The organism is Mycobacterium sp. IEC1808 (genome assembly GCF_002101935.1).
In the GTDB taxonomy this organism is placed as follows: Bacteria; Actinomycetota; Actinomycetes; order Mycobacteriales; family Mycobacteriaceae; genus Mycobacterium.
In genome coordinates, this window is sequence record NZ_LQPV01000049.1 from 1 (window position 1) to 17,186 (window position 17,186).

General features: G+C 70.2%; 13 protein-coding genes. 6 read left to right on the top strand and 7 right to left on the bottom strand.

Annotated elements, in window-relative coordinates; genetic code table 11:
- Positions 1-168: 168 nt before the first annotated feature.
- The 4 genes from AWB92_RS22800 to AWB92_RS22815 all read right to left on the bottom strand — a co-directional run bounded on the left by AWB92_RS22800 (position 169) and on the right by AWB92_RS22815 (position 6,371).
- Complete coding sequence (locus AWB92_RS22800) at positions 169-1,617, bottom strand: lipase maturation factor family protein (protein WP_085189706.1); 1,449 nt, start codon at positions 1,615-1,617, stop codon at positions 169-171.
- Positions 1,618-1,674: 57 nt separating this feature from the next.
- A complete protein-coding gene (locus tag AWB92_RS22805; protein ID WP_085189709.1) occupies positions 1,675-5,856 on the bottom strand; it encodes an alpha-(1->3)-arabinofuranosyltransferase in 4,182 nt (1,393 codons plus the stop codon).
- A 67-nt stretch (positions 5,857-5,923) separates the two neighbouring features.
- Complete coding sequence (locus tag AWB92_RS22810; RefSeq protein ID WP_065443914.1) at positions 5,924-6,097, bottom strand: DUF2613 domain-containing protein; 174 nt, start codon at positions 6,095-6,097, stop codon at positions 5,924-5,926.
- 73 nt (positions 6,098-6,170) lie between these two features.
- Positions 6,171-6,371 (bottom strand): DUF2613 family protein, encoded by a 201-nt coding sequence (locus tag AWB92_RS22815; protein ID WP_085189711.1) that lies wholly within the window; start codon positions 6,369-6,371, stop codon positions 6,171-6,173.
- A 99-nt stretch (positions 6,372-6,470) separates the two neighbouring features.
- On the opposite strand from AWB92_RS22815, the gene AWB92_RS22820 reads away from it, so the two are divergent.
- The 3 genes from AWB92_RS22820 to AWB92_RS22830 are packed head-to-tail and all read left to right on the top strand — an operon-like array spanning position 6,471 to position 9,562.
- Complete coding sequence (locus tag AWB92_RS22820) at positions 6,471-7,616, top strand: glycoside hydrolase family 3 N-terminal domain-containing protein (RefSeq protein WP_085189713.1); 1,146 nt, start codon at positions 6,471-6,473, stop codon at positions 7,614-7,616.
- Between the two features lie 55 nt (positions 7,617-7,671).
- A complete protein-coding gene (locus AWB92_RS22825; RefSeq protein ID WP_068180594.1) occupies positions 7,672-8,292 on the top strand; it encodes a TetR/AcrR family transcriptional regulator in 621 nt (206 codons plus the stop codon).
- Between the two features lie 25 nt (positions 8,293-8,317).
- Positions 8,318-9,562: a chloride channel protein gene (locus tag AWB92_RS22830; protein WP_241523553.1), complete on the top strand. Its 1,245-nt coding sequence runs from the start codon at positions 8,318-8,320 to the stop codon at positions 9,560-9,562.
- Here the strand turns inward: AWB92_RS22830 and AWB92_RS22835 are convergent.
- Together AWB92_RS22835 and AWB92_RS22840 are read right to left on the bottom strand one after the other, a co-directional pair.
- On the bottom strand, positions 9,559-10,404 hold the full coding sequence (locus AWB92_RS22835) for a MaoC/PaaZ C-terminal domain-containing protein (protein ID WP_085189717.1): 846 nt from the start codon (positions 10,402-10,404) through the stop codon (positions 9,559-9,561). The two genes, AWB92_RS22830 and AWB92_RS22835, sit on opposite strands and share 4 nt — an antisense overlap.
- On the bottom strand, positions 10,404-11,768 hold the full coding sequence (locus AWB92_RS22840) for a 3-oxoacyl-ACP reductase (RefSeq protein ID WP_085189722.1): 1,365 nt from the start codon (positions 11,766-11,768) through the stop codon (positions 10,404-10,406). The genes AWB92_RS22835 and AWB92_RS22840 overlap by 1 nt, the downstream gene beginning before the upstream one ends.
- A gap of 160 nt (positions 11,769-11,928) precedes the next feature.
- Here AWB92_RS22840 and AWB92_RS22845 point away from each other — a divergent pair, with 160 nt between their 5' ends.
- Positions 11,929-13,242 carry an acetyl-CoA C-acetyltransferase gene (locus tag AWB92_RS22845; RefSeq protein ID WP_085189720.1) on the top strand — a complete coding sequence of 438 codons (1,314 nt, stop codon included), beginning with the start codon at positions 11,929-11,931 and terminating at the stop codon, positions 13,240-13,242.
- Between the two features lie 302 nt (positions 13,243-13,544).
- Here AWB92_RS22845 and AWB92_RS22850 read toward each other — a convergent pair whose 3' ends face one another.
- Complete coding sequence (locus tag AWB92_RS22850) at positions 13,545-15,380, bottom strand: acyl-CoA dehydrogenase (RefSeq protein WP_068109420.1); 1,836 nt, start codon at positions 15,378-15,380, stop codon at positions 13,545-13,547.
- 190 nt (positions 15,381-15,570) lie between these two features.
- On the opposite strand from AWB92_RS22850, the gene AWB92_RS22855 reads away from it, so the two are divergent.
- On the top strand, positions 15,571-16,614 hold the full coding sequence (locus AWB92_RS22855; protein ID WP_085189724.1) for a 2-oxoglutarate and iron-dependent oxygenase domain-containing protein: 1,044 nt from the start codon (positions 15,571-15,573) through the stop codon (positions 16,612-16,614).
- A gap of 5 nt (positions 16,615-16,619) precedes the next feature.
- A complete protein-coding gene (locus AWB92_RS22860; RefSeq protein ID WP_085189726.1) occupies positions 16,620-17,108 on the top strand; it encodes a flavin reductase family protein in 489 nt (162 codons plus the stop codon).
- Positions 17,109-17,186: the final 78 nt, after the last annotated feature.

Consider the following 17,186-nt stretch of genomic DNA (forward strand, 5'->3'; position numbering starts at 1 on the left):
ATGCCCAAACGCCGCCGCACCCGCGCCCAAGACCGCGCCCACCGGGTGGCCACCGAACGCCGCCACAACCGCGACGCCCGCCTAGCCCGAAAAGCCGAGCAGCCCAGCTACTTTGGACCCGCCCCACCCATCGAAGACGACGACGACCCGCCGCCATTTTAAGCCGGGCTAAATTCCCTGCGGGTGCGTCGTCTCCTGCAGAGTCATCGGCAGGACGTACCAGCCAATCAGCGTGCGATGCCACCAGGCGTGGTCACGCCGCAACTCCGCGACGGTCGTGAACCGGTATTCATACAGCTGCGCGCGCACGTACCGCGGCGGCGAGTCCAGAAATGGATTGCGCCGCAACAGCCGCAGCGTCGGACGGTCGTTGCGTAGCAGCCGCTGCATGAACGGCCTCAGCCACGGCTGGGCGTAGCCGGGCGAGATCGCGGCGAACCACATCAGCCAGTCCAGGCGCAGATGGTAGGGGGCCCACTGCCGCGGCAGCCGTCGCAAGCCGCCGGGTTTGCCCTTGAATTCGTATTCTTTCCACACCGTTTCGTCGGTGACCCGCGTCTCGTCGGTGCCCTCGATCACCACCTCGCGGCGGACCCGCCCGATGCTGCCGAACGCTCCGTACGTGTTTACCAGATGAAATGGGTTGAAGGACATGTTCATTCGCTGACGCGGCGAAAGCATGTTGCGCACCGGCCAGTAGCTCAGGAACAGCACGGCGGCACTGAACGCCATCACCACGGCGGCGAACCACAGCGGCGGCGCCGGCCATGCCGGATGCGCGGGCACCGGAAAGAGCAGCGCCAGCGTTGAGTCGTCGATGGCGCTGAACGCCAGCATGATCGTCACCCAGTTGAGCCAGGCGAAGTTGCCCGACGCCACCAGCCACAGCTGGGTGACGACGACGATCACGCCGGCCACGCTGGCCACCGGCTGCGGCGCGAACAACCCGAACGGCACGATCAGCTGGGCGAAATGGTTGCCGGCCACCTCGACGCGGTGCAGCGGCCTGGGCAGGTGATGGAAGAACCAGCTCAACGGCCCCGGCATCGGCTGTGTCTCGTGGTGGTAGTACAGGCACGTCAGGTCGCGCCAGCACGGGTCGCCGCGCATCTTGATCAGCCCCGCGCCGAACTCGACCCGGAACAGCAGCAGCCGCGCCATCCACAGCGTCAGCACCGGCGGCGCCACCCGGTCGTTGCCGACGAAGATCATCAGGAACCCCGCCTCCAGCAGCAACGACTCCCAGCCGAACCCGTACCAGGTCTGGCCGACGTTGACGATCGAAAGGTAGAGCGCCCACAGCGCCAGCCACGCCAGCATCGCGGCCCACACCGGCGCCAGGTCGGCCGCGCCGGCGACGACGGCCGCCGCCAGCGCCGCACCCAGCCAGGCCACGCCCGCGAACAGCCGGTCGGAATAGCGAAAGTGGAAAAGGCTCGGCGCCCGCCAAAACGTCTGCCGGGCCAAGAACCGGGGCACCGGCAGCATCCCGTGCTCGCCGATGAGCGCCCGGAATTGCAGCGCGGCCGCGACGAAGGCGATCAGATAGATGGCCGCGACACCACGCTGCAGGACCATCCGGCCCAGCCAGTATTCGGGTGCCGAGAACCAACCCATGGTCGTCACGTATTACCAGTCAAGCAGCACAGAAACCGGAAGCCAACGCCCCGATTGTCAGTCCTCGCGCGGCGCCGGTCCCCGTCGTGGAACTGCCACCACCGACGCGGCGAGCACCGCAAGCGAAATCAGCGCCAGCAGTTGCACATTCGCCGCATGCCCGGCGTAACCGTCGACCGAGCGCCATGGATGCCGCGACAGCGCCGCACCGGCCAGGATCAGCCCTCCGGCGCTCAGCACCACGGTCAAGGCGTCGCGCCGGCGCCGCACGGCATACCGCAGCCCCGCCGCGGCGCCGGCCACCACCAACCCCGCCGGGCCCGCGATGGCCGTCCCGGCCGCCAGCACGCCGACGGCCGCCCAGGGGCCGGGGGCCCACGGTCGGGCGGGCGGGTCGTCGGTGCGCCCGCGCCGGGTGCGCCACAAGGCGAGCGCGGCCAGCAGCGGCAGCAACGCCAGCCCCACCGCCAGGCCCGTCCGGTACAGCGAATTGGAGGCGAAGCTCAGCGTGATGGTGCCGGGGTCCCCTGCCGGCACCACCCAGCCCTGCTGCCACCCGTTGACCGCGACCGGGGTCAGCCGGGCCCCAGCGGCGGTGCGCGCCACCCACCCGGGGTTGATGCTCTCGGGGATGACCAGCACCCGCTCGGTGGGCGACGCGGGGGCCCGCACCTCGCGGCGGCTCGGACCCCACGCCCCGGTAGGGGCGGGAGCCAGGAAGGGCTCAGTCGCGCTGGGTATCTCGGCGGCGGCCGGGGTCGACAGCCGGGCCCCGTCTACGACGAACTCGGCGCCGGGGCTGATCAACAGCTCCTGCTGGCCGGCCGGCAGCGCGATCGGCTCGGTTTCGCAAGGCTGCGCCGCGACCGGTGCGCCGTCCAGCAGCGCGCCGGCGGTGGTGCGGATCGAGGTGTGCACGAACCGGCCCGCGACGGCGACGACCGGCCCGCGATCGCAGCCGACGGTGATCTCCCGCGACCGGTTGCGGGCGGCGTCGGCGGGCGCGATCGGGTTGCCGTCGGCGCCCAGCACCGCGACCTCGGCCAGGCCCGGCGGCTTGAGCTGATCGAAGCCCAGGGCGTTGCGGTCGATCACGTCTTCCCAGTCGAGCAGGCTGATGCTGACGGTGTCTGTCACCCGCGGCTTGAGCGAAAGCGTTTGCGGCTCACCCGGTTTCAGCTTCCAGACCTGCGGGCCGTCGCCCAGGTCGACCGCCAGCACCGTCGGGTGCGCCGGCAGCGTCGACCCGCTGGGCGCCACGCGCAGCGCGGTGACCTCGGTGGGCCGCGGCAGGGTGAGGGTCAGCGTCGGCGGGGACTTGTGCTGCACCACCCGCTGCGGCGCGGTCCACGCGGTGGCCGGGTCGCCGTCCGTCGCCGCGAACGCGGACCCCAGGATGTCCACGACGTCCGAATCGCCTTGGGCCCGAGTGGTATTGGGCTCGGCGACCAGGTCGGCCAGCTTGGGCCCCTGTCGTGGCCGCACCCACACCGTCGGCGTCACCGACACCGGATCTGTGACGGTCAGGGTTCGGCTGAAGTTGACCGGCTCTTCCGGAGCCAGCGCCATCGATGCCGCGCAGCGCACACCACCGGCCGCCGCCGCACAACCCGGCCTGCCGAGCAGCTCCGATCCCAGGTCCCACGCGGCGACCGCCGCGCCCGGCGGCGGCCCGGGCACCCGCACGGTGTGCCGCAGGCTGACCGGATGGGCGAAGCCGGACGCGTCGTACTGGGTGATCGACAGGTCGGTGATGCCGAACTGCACGCCGGGGGAGCCGTCGTCGGTGCCGGCGGCGGTGATCCGCACCCACGGCGTTTCGCCGTACGGCAGCGCCACCGCGAGCGGCTTGCCCGGCTCGTCGAACCGCAGCGTGGTGCTGCCGTTGGCCGTCTCGACCAGGATGCGGCGGACCTGGGCGCCGACGGCGGTGGCGCTCGGCGTGATGGTGAGGGAGCCGTTGGTCACCGGGTGGTCGAAGTCCACCCGCAGCCACTGCCCGACGGCGGCCTGCAGCGCGTTGGACACCCACGCCGTCGCCGAGTCGCCGTCGATCGCCGCGGCGGGGGAGGTCGCCGGCGCGACGTCGGGCATGGCGGTGGAGTCCGACGACGAGCTCGACACGGTGATGCGGCCGCCGTTCCAGGCCCCGAACACCATGTCGGCGCCCGGGACCGGATAGTCGGGGACGCGGTTGAACGTGTGCCTCGCGTCGCCGTCCGCCCGGACGGCCGACGAATGCTGGTCGACGCGGCCGTAGTCGGTTTCGCGGGCCACCGGTGTGTCGGTGACCGTCACGAGGGGTGCGGGCAGGCCGGCGGCGTGGGCGTCGGCGCCCATCAGCACCGGGCCTAGCGGCGGCTGGCCCAGCAGCCGTCGCCGCTCATCCAGGCGCAGCAGCACCTCGGGGCCGCCGGCGACCCGGGGCAGCCGGTCGGCGTCGACGAAGTAGGGCGCGCCCGGATCACCGGCAACCGCGACGCGGTAGATCTCGACCGCCGGGAAGCGCGGCCGCAGGCCGCTGTCGGCGACGAAGCCCGCCAGCGTGCCGGGCCCGACGGGATCGCCGAACTGCGCCACCTTCTGCAGCCCCGGCGAGCCCTCGACGGCGCGGTGCACCAGGATGGGGCGCGCCGAGCGCGACGTCTCCGGATCCAGGTCGTTGCGCAGCACGACATACGAAATGCCTTGGCGGGCAAGGGTATCGGCCAGGCCGACCGAGGGTTGCCCGGCGGCGAACAGGCGCTGTACCGAATCCAGCGCCCGGATGGTCTGCGGCGGGGTCAAGGGGATGGAGTCGCGCACGCCCCACGGGCTGTGGCCGAGCACCTGCAGCGGCTCGTCGTGGGTGGTGCCCCACGACTGGGTGGCGAACGGCGCCCCGGGGACCACCAGCACCCGCCCGGAAACCGGTGTACCGGTGTTGTGTTCGTCCAGCCAGTCGGCGGCCTGGTGCCAGTACGCCGGGATCGCGCCAAACGTGCCCGGCGGGGCGAGCCGGCCGGTCCACGCCAGCGAGGTGCTGACCATCAGCGCCGTCAGGACCACGACCGCCACGGCGGCCCGCTTGTCGCGCTCGGGATGGGCGAACGCGCGCAGCCACGCCGAGCGCGGCGCGCTGCCCGGCAGTGCGACCCGGCCCAGCAGCTGGGCGACGCCCAGCGCCACCGGGATGCGGATCACCGGTCCCAGCTTGTGCACGTTGCGCAGCGGCGCGCCGGCGGCGTCCATGAAGGCCTGCACCTCGTGGGCGAAGGGCGACCCCAGCCCGCCGCTGTAACCGACGGCCATCAAGACCACGCCGACCAGCAGCATGGTCACCAGCCGTCCCCGCGCCGGCATTCCCGCGCTGGCCAACCCGGCCAGCCCGGCCGCCGCGACCAGGCAGGTAGCCAGGACGGCCGCCGACCCGGTCACCAGGGGCGCGCCGGCCGTGGCGGTCGGCGCCACGAACGGGGTCCAGCTGTCGGTGCCGCGCAGAATCTCGGTCAGCGACGACCACTGCGTCGTCACGCCGGAGGATTCGATGAAGTCCAGGAACGGCGGGCTGACGTGGCGCAGGCAGACCAGCGCCAGCACCCACCACAGCGTGGCCAGGCCCAGCGCCAGTGCCCACCACGCCGTGTAGCGCCACCACAACCGGTTCGGGCGGTGACACGCCCACCAGATCACCGCCGGCAGGCAAGCGGCCAACGTCGCGATGGCGTTGACCGCGCCCATCAGCGCGACCGCCAGCCCGGCCTGCGCGGCCAGGACCCGCACCGACCTGTCGCCGGCCGCCCGTAGCGCCAGGATCGTCGGCAACAACACCCACGGCGCCAGCATCATCGGCAGGCTTTCCGACGAGATCGAGCCGAGCGTGGTCAGCACCCGCGGCGACAGCGCGAACGCCACCGCGCCGATCACCCGCGACGACGGGCTGCCGATGCCCAGCGCCTCGGCCACCCGCAGCAGCCCCCAAAACCCGACCGTGAGCAGCAACGCCCACCACAGCCGCTGGGTCACCCAGCCTGGCACCCCGAGCGCGTGGCCGACCAGAAAGAAGGTGCCGTGCGGAAACAGGTAGCCGTAGGCCTGGTTCTGCGCCTGGCCGAACGGCAGTTCGCTGTTCCACAGGTTGGTCGCGCGGGCCAGGAAGCGCAGCGGGTTGGCGGTGAGGTCGAGCTTGGTGTCGGGCGAGACCTGCCCGGGCGACTGCGCGAACGTCAGCGCCAGCGCGACGGCGCCGACCAACAGCAACCACCGGCGGGAGAGCGGCGCAGCCGACGAGCAGGGGGTCGGCGCGCCGGCCCGGGTCCTACTCGGGCTAGCTACGGTTGCCGTACTCGACCCGGTTGAGCACTGACGACTGCGGATCGCCCCCGGGGAGTGGCGGCTTCGTGTCCTGCTGCACCATCAAGGTGATCCCGAAGATCGCGGCCGCGCCCAGCAACAGACCAACCACGACGCTCGCGGCGGCGGGCGCGATGATCCGGTTCATGAAACGGCTCCTGGAATTTCTCGGGGACTAGCGCCAACCTAGCAGAACGGCGCTCACCGGCCGGGCCGGCGAGTCACGGCCACGGCACGCAATGACCATGCCAGCAGCGAGAGCCGTAATTCACCAGATACGGCCCGGCGGGGCTGCGCGGTGCGGTCTGCACCGGCACCGCCTTGTGGTCGTCCATCGCCAGCGTCACGCCGACGGTCACGGCGGCGCCGAGCGACAACCCCACCGCGATGCTGGCCGCAGCGACCAACGAAAACCCGGCCATCGCCGGCCCCTCCCTGCCAGGCAAATGGGCTGATTGCCAACCTACCGGCGATGCCCCCTGGAGCACGGGACGAAACGCCCGCCGTGACAACATGGCCCGATGCCCTTCCCCCGCATCCTGGCCATGCTCGTCGCCGCGACCGCCTTGCTGGCCGGCTGTGGCCACCATGCCGCCCGCCCACCCGCGGCCTCGTCGAGCAAGCCGGCGGCCGCCCCCGCGCCGCCGGTATGCGCCGATCCGCCGGCCGTCCCGGCCGCGCTGTCGACCCGCGACAAGCTGGCTCAACTGCTGATGGTGGGCGTGCGGAACGCCGACGAAGCCCGAACCGTCGTCAACGACTCCCACGTCGGCGGGATCATCATCGGTGGCTGGACGGACCTCTCGATTTTCAAGGGCGGGCTGGCCGAGGTGGCCCACAGCGCGGGGCCCTTGCCGCTGGCGGTCGGCGTCGACGAGGAAGGTGGCCGGGTATCGCGGTTGAAGTCGCTGATCGGGGTGGCCCCGTCGGCCCGGCAACTGGCGCAGACCCAGACGGTCCAGCAAGTACACGACCTCGAAGTGGAGCGCGGCAAGAAGATGCGCGACCTGGGTATCACCATCGACTTCGCCCCTGTGGTCGACGTCACCGATGCACCGGACGGCGTGATCGGTGACCGCTCATTCGGCGCGGACCCGAACACCGTCACCGCCTACGCCGGGGCCTACGCGCAGGGCCTGCGCGACGCCGGCCTGCTGCCGGTGCTCAAGCACTTCCCCGGCCATGGACACGGCTCGGGCGATTCCCACAAGGGCGGCGTCGTCACGCCGCCGCTGAGCGAACTACAGACCAGCGACCTCGTGCCTTATCGGACGCTGGTGGCCCAGCTCCCGGTCGCAGTCATGATCGGCCACCTGCAGGTCCCCGGGCTGACCGGCGACGACCCCGCCAGCCTGAGCCGGGCTGCGGTGCAGTTGCTGCGCGACGGCACCGGTTACGGCGCCCCGCCCTTCAACGGGCCGGTGTTCAGCGACGACCTGTCCAGCATGGCCGCGATCTCCGATCGGTATGGCGTGTCCGAGGCGGTGCTGCGCGCGCTGCAGGCGGGTACCGACGTGGCGCTGTGGGTCAGCATCGAAGAGGTGCCCGCGGTCCTGGACCGGCTGGAAAAGGCCGTGGCCGCCGGCGAACTGCCGATGCCGGCGGTCGATGCGTCGGTGGTGCGGGTGGCGACGATGAAGGGCGCCAATCGAACATGTGGCCACTAATGCGCCGCATCCTCGTTACCCTGTAGTCAGATTGGCGGCTAGAGAGGCAACGACGATGGCGGGTGGTACCAAGCGGTTACCGCGTGCTGTCCGCGAACAGCAGATGCTCGACGCCGCCGTGCAAATGTTCTCCGTCAACGGTTATCACGAGACGTCGATGGACGCGATCGCCGCCGAGGCGCAGATCTCCAAGCCGATGCTGTACCTGTATTACGGCTCCAAGGAGGACCTGTTCGGCGCCTGCCTGGACCGCGAGCTGGGGCGGTTCGTCGACGCGGTGCGCGCCGACATCAACTTCGCCCAGAGCCCAAAGGACCTGTTGCGCAACGCTATCGGGTCGTTCATGCGTTACATCGACGCCAACCGCGCGTCCTGGATCGTGATGTACACCCAGGCCATCAGCTCGCAGGCGTTCGCGCACACGGTGCGCGAGGGACGCGAGCAGATCATCGAATTGGTGGCCGAGCTGATGCGGGCGGGCAGCCGCACCCCACGCTCGGACGCCGAGTATCAGATGATGGCGGTGGCGCTGGTCGGCGGCGGCGAGGCGATGGCCAACCGGCTGTCCACCGGCGACATCGGCGTCGACGAGGCGGCCGAGCTGATGTTCGACCTGTTCTGGCACGGTCTGCGCGGCACGCCGGAGGATCGGGAAGCCGCCTCACAAGCCGGATAAGCCGGCTGGCCCCTACATTCGTGGGGTGCACTCGTCGGCTCGCAACCTCGACTTCTTTTGCGCGGTAGTCATCGTCGGGTTGCTGGCCGGGGTCGCCGGCTTGGCGACGACGGAGGTGCTGCGGTTCGTCGAGCACGTCACCTACCACTACAGTTTCGGGCCGCTGCTGGCCGGAATCACCGGCAGCAGCCCGGTCCGCCGCGTGCTGGGGCCGGTGATCGGCGGGGCGCTGGCGGGCCTGGGTTGGTGGATCCTGCGGCGCCGCACCCCAGTGCCGCCGCTGGCCCAGACCATCGCCCGCCACGAGCCGATCCCGCGGCTGGCATGGAGCGTCGACGCCGTGTTGCAGGTGCTGCTGGTCGGCTCCGGCGCCTCCCTGGGCCGCGAGGGCGCCCCGCGCCAATTCGCCGCTGCCCTGGGCGATTTCGCCACCGCGTGGCTGAAGCGGCTGTCCAGCCACGACCGCCAGGTCTTGCTGGCCTGCGCGGCCGGCGCGGGCCTGGGCGCCGTGTACGCCGTGCCGCTGGCCGGCGCGTTGTTCGCGGTGCGGATCATGCTGAACACCTGGCACCCACGGGCGGTGGGCGCCGCGTGCCTCACGTCCAGCCTTGCCGTCGCGATCTGCTCGGCCGAAACCCACGATCAGCCGAGCCTGGATTGGCCCAGCGCCGAATCGTCGTACCTGCTGACCGCGCACGGGCTGATCCTGGCGCCGGTCGCCCTCGCGGTGGGATTGGCGTTCAAGTGGCTGATGGCGGTCGCGCGGCCGGCCCGGGTGATGCGATCGTGGTTCCTGATTCCGGCGCTGGCGGGCGCCGGTCTGGTGATGGGCATCTGCTCGCATTGGTGGCCCGAGCTGCCCGGCAACGGCCGCAGCATCCTGACCGTCAGCCTGGCCAGCCGCATGACCCTGTCGGCGGCCCTGGTCATTCTGGTGTTGAAACCGCTGCTGACGGCGCTGTTCCTGCGCGCCGGCGGCGCCGGCGGAATGCTCACCCCCTCGCTGGCCACCGGCGCGGCCGCGGGATCGGCCCTGGTGCTGGCGGTCAATTGGGCGGCCGGGACACACATGCACACCCCGGCCGTCTCACTGGCCGGGGCCGCCGGCGTGCTCGCGGTGACCCAGGGCTCGCCGATCTGGGCGGCGATCTTCGTCTGGGAGCTGGCCCACCCGCCGCTGTGGCTGTTCGGAGTGTTCCTGCTGACCGCCTGCGGCGCATACGGATTAAAGGTGCTCGCGGTCGGCCGCAGGCCGGCGCGGGAGGCCTAGAGGGCGCGGACGCTGCCGGTCAGGTAGGGATATCCCTTCGCGATGTTGCGCAGCGAAATATCCCAGCCGCCGTCGTCGCCCTGGTCGATGTAAAGCCCCGCGGTGCCGGGGAGCACCAGCGGCTTGCCGAACCGCACCGAGTACTGCGCCTCATCGGGAATCCGGGCCTCGATATTGGCCAGAACCGCTGCGGCGCTGAACATCCCGTGCGCGATGACGGTCGGGAACCCGAACAGCTTGGCGGCGACCGGGTTGGTGTGGATCGGGTTGTGGTCACCGCCGACGGCCGCGTAGCGACGGATCTGGCCGGGGCTGATCCGCAGCACCGTGCTGGGCGGGGGCAGCTTCGGCTGCTTCTGCGGCGGTGGTTTGGGCTCGTCGGACAGGCTGGTGCGCTGCTGGTGCAGGAAGGTGGTCACCTGGTGCCACGCGACGTCGTTACCGACGCTCACGTCGGTCACCAGGTCCACCAGCAGGCCCTTGCGGTGCTCGCGCAGGTTCTCGGCGTGCACGCGCACCCCGACCGTGTCGGTCACCGCGATCGGGCGGTACTGCGTGATGCGGTTCTCGGTGTGCACCGAACCCATTGCGGCAAAAGGAAAGTCGAAGCCGGTCACCAGCGACATCATCGCCGGAAAGGTCAACGCGAACGGGTAGGTCAGCGGCACGTGGTTGCCGTAGCGCAGGCCCGTGACGCCCGCGTACTCGGCCACGTTCGACTGGTCGATGGGCAGTTCCTCGACGGTCACCGTGCGGCTGGGCAGCTGGTCGGAGCGGGGCAGCAGGGGCAGCGCCCCGGCCGCCGCGCGCAGCATGTTTCGCAAACCGCTGGGCTGGCTCATCACGCCCCCAACATCGCCTGGCCGCAGACGCGAATGACATTGCCGGTCACCGCGTTTGACGCCGGGCTGGCGAAGTAGGCGATCGTCTCGGCGACGTCGACGGGCTGGCCGCCCTGCAACAGCGAATTCATCCGGCGGCCGACCTCGCGGGTGGCCAGCGGGATGGCCGCCGTCATCTGGGTTTCGATGAACCCCGGCGCGACCGCGTTGATCGTGATGCCCTTCTCGTAGAGCCCCGGCGCCAGCGCCTGGGTCAGGCCGATCATGCCGGCCTTGGTGGTGGCGTAGTTGGTCTGTCCGCGGTTGCCCGCGATGCCGGCCATCGACGACAGGCCGATCACCCGGCCCCCCTCGCCGATGCTGCCGTTGCCGACCAGGCCCTCGGTGAGCCGTTGCGGGGCAAGCAGATTGACCGCCAACACGGCGTCCCAGCGTGCCTCGTCCATGTTCACCAGCAGCTTGTCGCGGGTGATGCCGGCGTTGTTGACCAGGACGTCGGCGTGCCCGGCGTAGTGGTCGTTCAGGTGCTCGGTGATCTTGTCGACCGCGTCGTCGGCGGTGACGTCCAGCCACAACGGGGTGCCCCCGACCCGGCTGGCGGTCTCGGCCAAAGCCTCGGCGGCCGACTCCACGTCGATCGCGACGACGCGGGCGCCGTCGCGGGCGAACACCTCGGCGATGCAGGCGCCGATGCCGCGGGCGGCGCCGGTCACGATCGCCACCTTGCCGTCCAGCGGCCGTTCCCAGTCGGCGGGCGGGGTGGAGTCGGCCTCGCCGACGTAGAAGACCTGGCCGTCGACGTAGGCGGACTTGCCGGACAGCAGGAATCGCATCGTGGATTCCAGGCCGGTCGCGGCGGGTTTCGCGTGCGGCGACAGGTACACCAGCTGCGCGGTCGACCCGTTGCGCAGCTCCTTGCCGAGCGAGCGGGTGAAGCCCTCGAGTGCGCGCTGCGCGATGCGCTCGTCGGTGCTGCCGGCGGCGTCGGGTGTGGTGCCGACGACCACGACGCGCGCGTTGTGGCCCAGGTTGCGCAGCACCGGGGTGAAGAACTCGTAGAGGCCCTTGAGCCCGGCGGGCGTCGTGATGCCGGTGGCGTCGAACACCAGCCCGCCGAACTTGTCGGCCCAGCGGCCGCCCAGGTTGGCGCCCACCACGTCGTAGTCGGAATCCAGGGCGGCGCGCAGCGGCTCGACCACCCGGCCCTCACCGCCGATCAGCAGCGACCCCGGCAGCGGCGGTTCGCCGGGCCGGTACCGGCGCAGCGTCTCGGGCTGCGGAATGCCGAGTTGCTTTGCCAGAAACGATCCGGGGCCGGAGTTGACCACCTGCGAGAACAGATCGGACGAGCCTTTTGGAGCCACTGAGCTGCCTTCCATCTTCATTCGTGTTCTTTGGGCGCTGTCGCGCCCGTCATCCGCCAACCGTATCGAGACGAACTTACTTCAGAGTAAGAACAGTGGGTACTATGGCGAACAACGGCCGGTTCAAAAGTGATGTACCCGGAGATGCACGGAGAGAAAAGTGGCCCCAGCGAGTTCTAACACCAGGCGACCAGTTGCGGTACTGGGCGGCAATCGCATCCCGTTTGCGCGATCGGACGGCGCGTACGCCGAGGCGTCCAACCAGGACATGTTCACCGCGGCCCTGGACGGGCTGGTGGACCGGTTCGGGCTGGCCGGCGAGCGGCTGGGCGTCGTCGTAGGCGGCGCCGTGCTCAAGCACAGCCGCGACTTCAACCTAACCCGCGAATGCGTGCTGGGCTCCGAGCTGTCGTCGTACACGCCCGCGTTCGACGTCCAGCAGGCGTGCGGGACGGGGCTGCAGGCCGCGATCGCCGCGGCCGACGGCGTCGCCTCCGGTCGCTACGAGGTGGCCGCGGCCGGTGGGGTGGACACCACCTCCGACCCGCCGATCGGTTTGGGCGACAACCTGCGCCGCCAGCTGCTCAAGCTGCGCAGGTCCAAGTCGAACCTGCAACGGCTCAAGCTGGTGGGCACGCTGCCCGCCACCCTGGGGATCGAGATCCCGGCCAACAGCGAGCCGCGCACCGGGTTGTCGATGGGCGAGCACGCCGCCATCACCGCCAAGCAGATGGGCATCAAGCGCGTCGACCAGGACGCGCTGGCCGTCGCCAGCCACCGCAACATGGCCGCCGCCTACGACCGGGGCTTCTTCGACGACCTCGTCACCCCGTTCCTCGGGCTCTACCGCGACGACAATCTGCGGGCCAACGCCAGCACCGAAAAGCTCGCGACGCTGCGTCCCGTCTTCGGGGTGAAGAACGGGGACGCGACGATGACGGCCGGCAACTCCACCCCCCTGACGGACGGCGCGTCGGTCGCGCTGCTGGCCAGCGACGACTGGGCGGCTGCCCACTCGCTGACGCCGCTGGCCTACCTGGTGGACGCCGAGACCGCCGCCGTGGACTACGTCAACGGGCGCGACGGGCTGCTGATGGCGCCGACGTACGCGGTGCCCCGCCTGCTGGCCAGAAACGGACTCAGCCTGCAGGACTTCGATTTCTACGAGATCCACGAGGCGTTCGCGTCGGTGGTGCTCGCGCACCTGCAGGCCTGGGAATCCGAGGAGTACTGCAAGGAGCGGCTGGGGCTCGACGCCGCGCTCGGGTCGATCGACCGGGCCAAGCTCAACGTCAACGGGTCGTCGCTGGCCGCCGGCCATCCCTTCGCGGCCACCGGCGGTCGGATCCTGGCGCAGGCCGCCAAGCAGCTGGCCGAGAAGAAAGCCGAGCAGAAGGGCGGCGGCACCCTTCGGGCGCTGATCTCCATCTGCGCGGCCGGCGGCCAGGGCGTCGCGGCGATCCTGGAGGCCTGACCGGCCGCCTCGACCATCGAGGCGCGAATGAATTCGGTCACACCCGGTTACGAACCCGGGCACGCGGGTATCCGACCGACCGGATAGCCCCGTGTTGTGGTCTGACCCCCCGACCCCGACGGCAATACGGGGCGTCCCCTAATCGACCGCCGGTCAGCGACGGGGGGGCGAAAAGGGCCGCCGCTGGAGTGAGGGGATCCAGCGGCGGTCTTTTTTGCTCGCCCGGGCCACAGACACAAGGTCCCCCGCTTCAACGTGGAAGCGGGGGACCTTGGTAATTCAGCTGGGCGGACCCAGACGGTCTAGAACGCCGCCTCGTCGAGCTCCATGATGTCGTTGTCCAGCGTCTCGATGACCTCGCGGGTGCTCGCCAGCAGGGGCAGGAAGTTCTTCGCGAAGAACGATGCCACCGCGATCTTGCCCTCGTAGAAGGACCGCTCGGCGCCGCTGGCTCCGGCGTCCAGCGCCGCCACCGCGACCGCGGCCTGACGCTGCAGCAACCAGCCGATGACCAGGTCGCCGACGCTCATCAGGAAGCGCACCGAGCCCAGGCCCACCTTGTACAGGCTGGTGACGTCCTCCTGCGCGGCCATCAGGTAGCCGGTCAGGGTGGCCGCCATGGCCTGCACGTCGGTCAGCGCCTTGCCGAGCAGCTCGCGCTCGGTCTTGAGCCGGCCGTTGCCGGACTCGCTGTCGACGAACTTCTGGATCTCCCCGGACACGTGGGCCAGCGCCACACCCTTGTCGCGGACGATCTTGCGGAAGAAGAAGTCCTGCGCCTGGATGGCCGTGGTGCCCTCGTAGAGCGAGTCGATCTTGGCGTCACGGATGTACTGCTCGATCGGGTAGTCCTGCAGGAAGCCGGACCCACCGAAGGTCTGCAGGCTCTCGGTGAGCTTGGCGTACGCCTGCTCGGAGCCCACACCCTTGACCACCGGCAGCATCAGGTCGTTGACCTTCACCGCCAGCTCGGCGTCCACACCGTGCAGCGCCTCGGCGACCGCCGCGTCCTGGTAGGTCGCGGTGAACAGGTACAGCGCGCGCAGACCCTCGGCGTAGGCCTTCTGGGTCATCAGCGAGCGGCGCACGTCCGGGTGGTGCGTGATCGTCACCCGCGGCGCGGTCTTGTCGGTCATCTGGGTCATGTCGGCGCCCTGCACCCGGGACTTGGCGTACTCGAGCGCGTTCAGGTAGCCGGTCGACAGGGTGGCGATCGCCTTGGTGCCGACCATCATGCGGGCCTGCTCGATCACCTCGAACATCTGCGCGATGCCGTTGTGCACCTCGCCGACCAGCCAGCCCTTGGCGGGCACGCCGTGCTGGCCGAGCGAGAGCTCGCAGGTCGCGGAGACCTTGAGGCCCATCTTGTGCTCGACGTTGGTGACGAATACGCCGTTGCGCTCGCCCAGCTCGCCGGTCTCGAAGTCGAACAGGAACTTGGGCACGAAGAACAGTGACAGCCCCTTGGTGCCCGGGCCGGCGCCCTCGGGGCGGGCCAGCACCAGGTGGAAGATGTTCTCGAACAGGTCACCGGAGTCACCCGAGGTGATGAAGCGCTTCACACCGTCGATGTGCCAGGACCCGTCCTCCTGCTGGACCGCCTTGGTGCGCCCGGCGCCCACGTCCGAACCGGCGTCCGGCTCGGTCAGCACCATGGTCGAACCCCAGCCGCGCTCGGCGGCCGTCACGGCCCACTTCTTCTGCTCCTCGGTGCCGAGGTGGTAGAGGATGTTGGCGAATCCGGCGCCGCCGCCGTACATCCACACGGCGGGGTTGGCGCCCAGGATGTGCTCGTGCAGCGCCCACAGCAGCGCCTTGGGCATCGGCATGCCGCCGAGCGCCTCGTCGATGCCGGCCTTGTCCCAGCCGGCCTCGGTGACGGCGCGGACGGACTCCTTGAAGGATTCCGGCAGGGTCACCGAGTGGGTCTCGGGGTCGAAAACCGGCGGGTTGCGGTCGCCCTCGACGAACGACTCCGCGACCGGTCCCTCGGCCAGACGGCTGATCTCGGACAGCATTTCCTGGGCGGTGTCGACGTCGAGGTCGCTGTACTCGCCTTGGCCTAAAGCCTTGTCAACGCCGAAAACTTCGAACAGGTTGAATACCTGGTCACGGACGTTGCTCTTGTAGTGGCTCACTACGTTCCTCCTCGTTGAGAATGCCACTTGTGGTTGGGTACTAGGTCTAAGTTACCCACCAGTAACTGCCCTAAAATATAACCGTTATTGTCGCCGAAGCAAGCGAGTGTGAGCTAAATTCCACCGTCTAACTAACCAACCGGTTGGGCAGTCCGCGTTTTCGCGCCCGACCTGCGGAGATGATGTGACGATGACGGACGTGAGGCGCGTCACAGCGCTGCCCGTGGTGGACCTGCGGGCCGCCCCCGAAGCGCTGCGGCAGGGCCTGCGCGAGGCCGCCCACGAGGTCGGATTCTTCTACCTCATCGGCCACGACGTGCCCGGGGAACTCGCCACCCGGCTGCTCGCCGCGGCGCGCCGGTTGTTTGCGCTGCCCGACGCCGACAAGGACGCGATCGCCATGGTGCGCAGCCCGCATTTCCGCGGCTACACCCGGCTGGGCGGCGAACTCACCCGGGGCCGGGTGGACTGGCGCGAGCAGATCGACCTCGGCCCGGAACGTCCCCCGATCGGCGGCCCCGGCAAGCCGGACTACCTGTGGCTGCAGGGCCCGAATCAGTGGCCCCAGGCCGTGCCCGAGTTGCCCGGCATCGTCGGCGAGTGGGACGCCGCGCTTTCCGCGGTGGCCCGCACCTTGCTGCGGCACTGGGCGGCGTCGCTGGGCAGCGCGCCGAACGCGTTCGACGCCGCGTTCGCCGACGCGCCGGCCACGCTGATCAAGATCATCCGCTACCCCGCCCGTGCGGCCAGCCCCCAAGGCGTGGGCGTGCACCGCGACGCCGGGGTGCTCACGGTGCTACTGGCCGAGCCGGGCAGCCGCGGACTGCAGGTGCGCCCCGCCCGGGGCGGCGACTGGGTCGAGGTGCCGCCGGTGGAGGGCGCGTTCATCGTCAACATCGGCGAGTTGCTCGAGGTGGCGACGGGCGGTTACCTGCGAGCCACCGAGCACCGGGTGCACCTAGGCGCCCCTGGCGAGGAGCGCATTTCGGTGCCGTACTTCTTCAACCCGCGACTGGACGCGCAGATCCCGCTGCTGGCGCTGCCCGAGGAACTGAGGGCACTCGCCGCCCGCGCCGCCAAAAGGGACGATCCGTCGGACCCGATCTTCTCCGTCTACGGCCGCAATGCGTGGAAGAGCAGACTGCGGGCGCATCCGGATGTGGCTTCAGCCCATGGATATTCGGCAGGTAGGGTCGGGGGCGAGAATTCCGTTCTCGGCGCAAGGGGCGAATGACCGCGGTGAACCCGAACAAGAACCTGACACCGTCCACACTTCGTGAGGCCTTCGGCCACTTTCCGTCCGGCGTGGTGGCCATCGCCGCCGAAGTCGAGGGGATCCGAGAAGGCTTGGCCGCCAGCACCTTCGTCCCCGTCTCGCTCGAGCCGCCGCTGGTGTCGTTCTGTGTACAGAACACCTCGACGACATGGCCCAAGCTCAAGGGCGCTCCTATGCTGGGCATCAGCGTGCTCGGCGAGGTCCATGACGAGGCCGCCCGCACCCTGGCGGCCAAGACCGGCGACCGGTTCGCCGGTCTGGAGACGGTGTCCTACGACAGCGGCGCGGTATTCATCAAGGGCACCGGCCTGTGGCTGGAGAGCGCGATCGAGCAACTGATCCCGGCGGGGGACCACACCATCGTGGTGCTGCGGGTCAACGAGGTGACGGTCGACGCCGAGGTGGCGCCCATCGTGTTTCACCGCAGCACGTTCCGCCGGCTCGGCGCCTAGCTGTACTGACCACGGACGTTGGTGACGGCGTGGCGTGGTGACATGACGAAGACCTCCGAGTGAAGTGCGAGCTGTCTA

Bases quoted from the DNA above. Each gene is read 5' to 3' on its own strand.
- AWB92_RS22835 (WP_085189717.1), bottom strand. From the start codon at position 10,404: ATGAGCCAGCCCAGCGGTTTGCGAAACATGCTGCGCGCGGCGGCCGGG.
- AWB92_RS22800 (WP_085189706.1), bottom strand. From the start codon at position 1,617: ATGGGTTGGTTCTCGGCACCCGAATACTGGCTGGGCCGGATGGTCCTG.
- AWB92_RS22825 (WP_068180594.1), top strand. From the start codon at position 7,672: ATGGCGGGTGGTACCAAGCGGTTACCGCGTGCTGTCCGCGAACAGCAG.
- AWB92_RS22815 (WP_085189711.1), bottom strand. From the start codon at position 6,371: ATGGCCGGGTTTTCGTTGGTCGCTGCGGCCAGCATCGCGGTGGGGTTG.
- AWB92_RS22855 (WP_085189724.1), top strand. From the start codon at position 15,571: ATGACGGACGTGAGGCGCGTCACAGCGCTGCCCGTGGTGGACCTGCGG.
- AWB92_RS22810 (WP_065443914.1), bottom strand. From the start codon at position 6,097: ATGAACCGGATCATCGCGCCCGCCGCCGCGAGCGTCGTGGTTGGTCTG.
- AWB92_RS22820 (WP_085189713.1), top strand. From the start codon at position 6,471: ATGCCCTTCCCCCGCATCCTGGCCATGCTCGTCGCCGCGACCGCCTTG.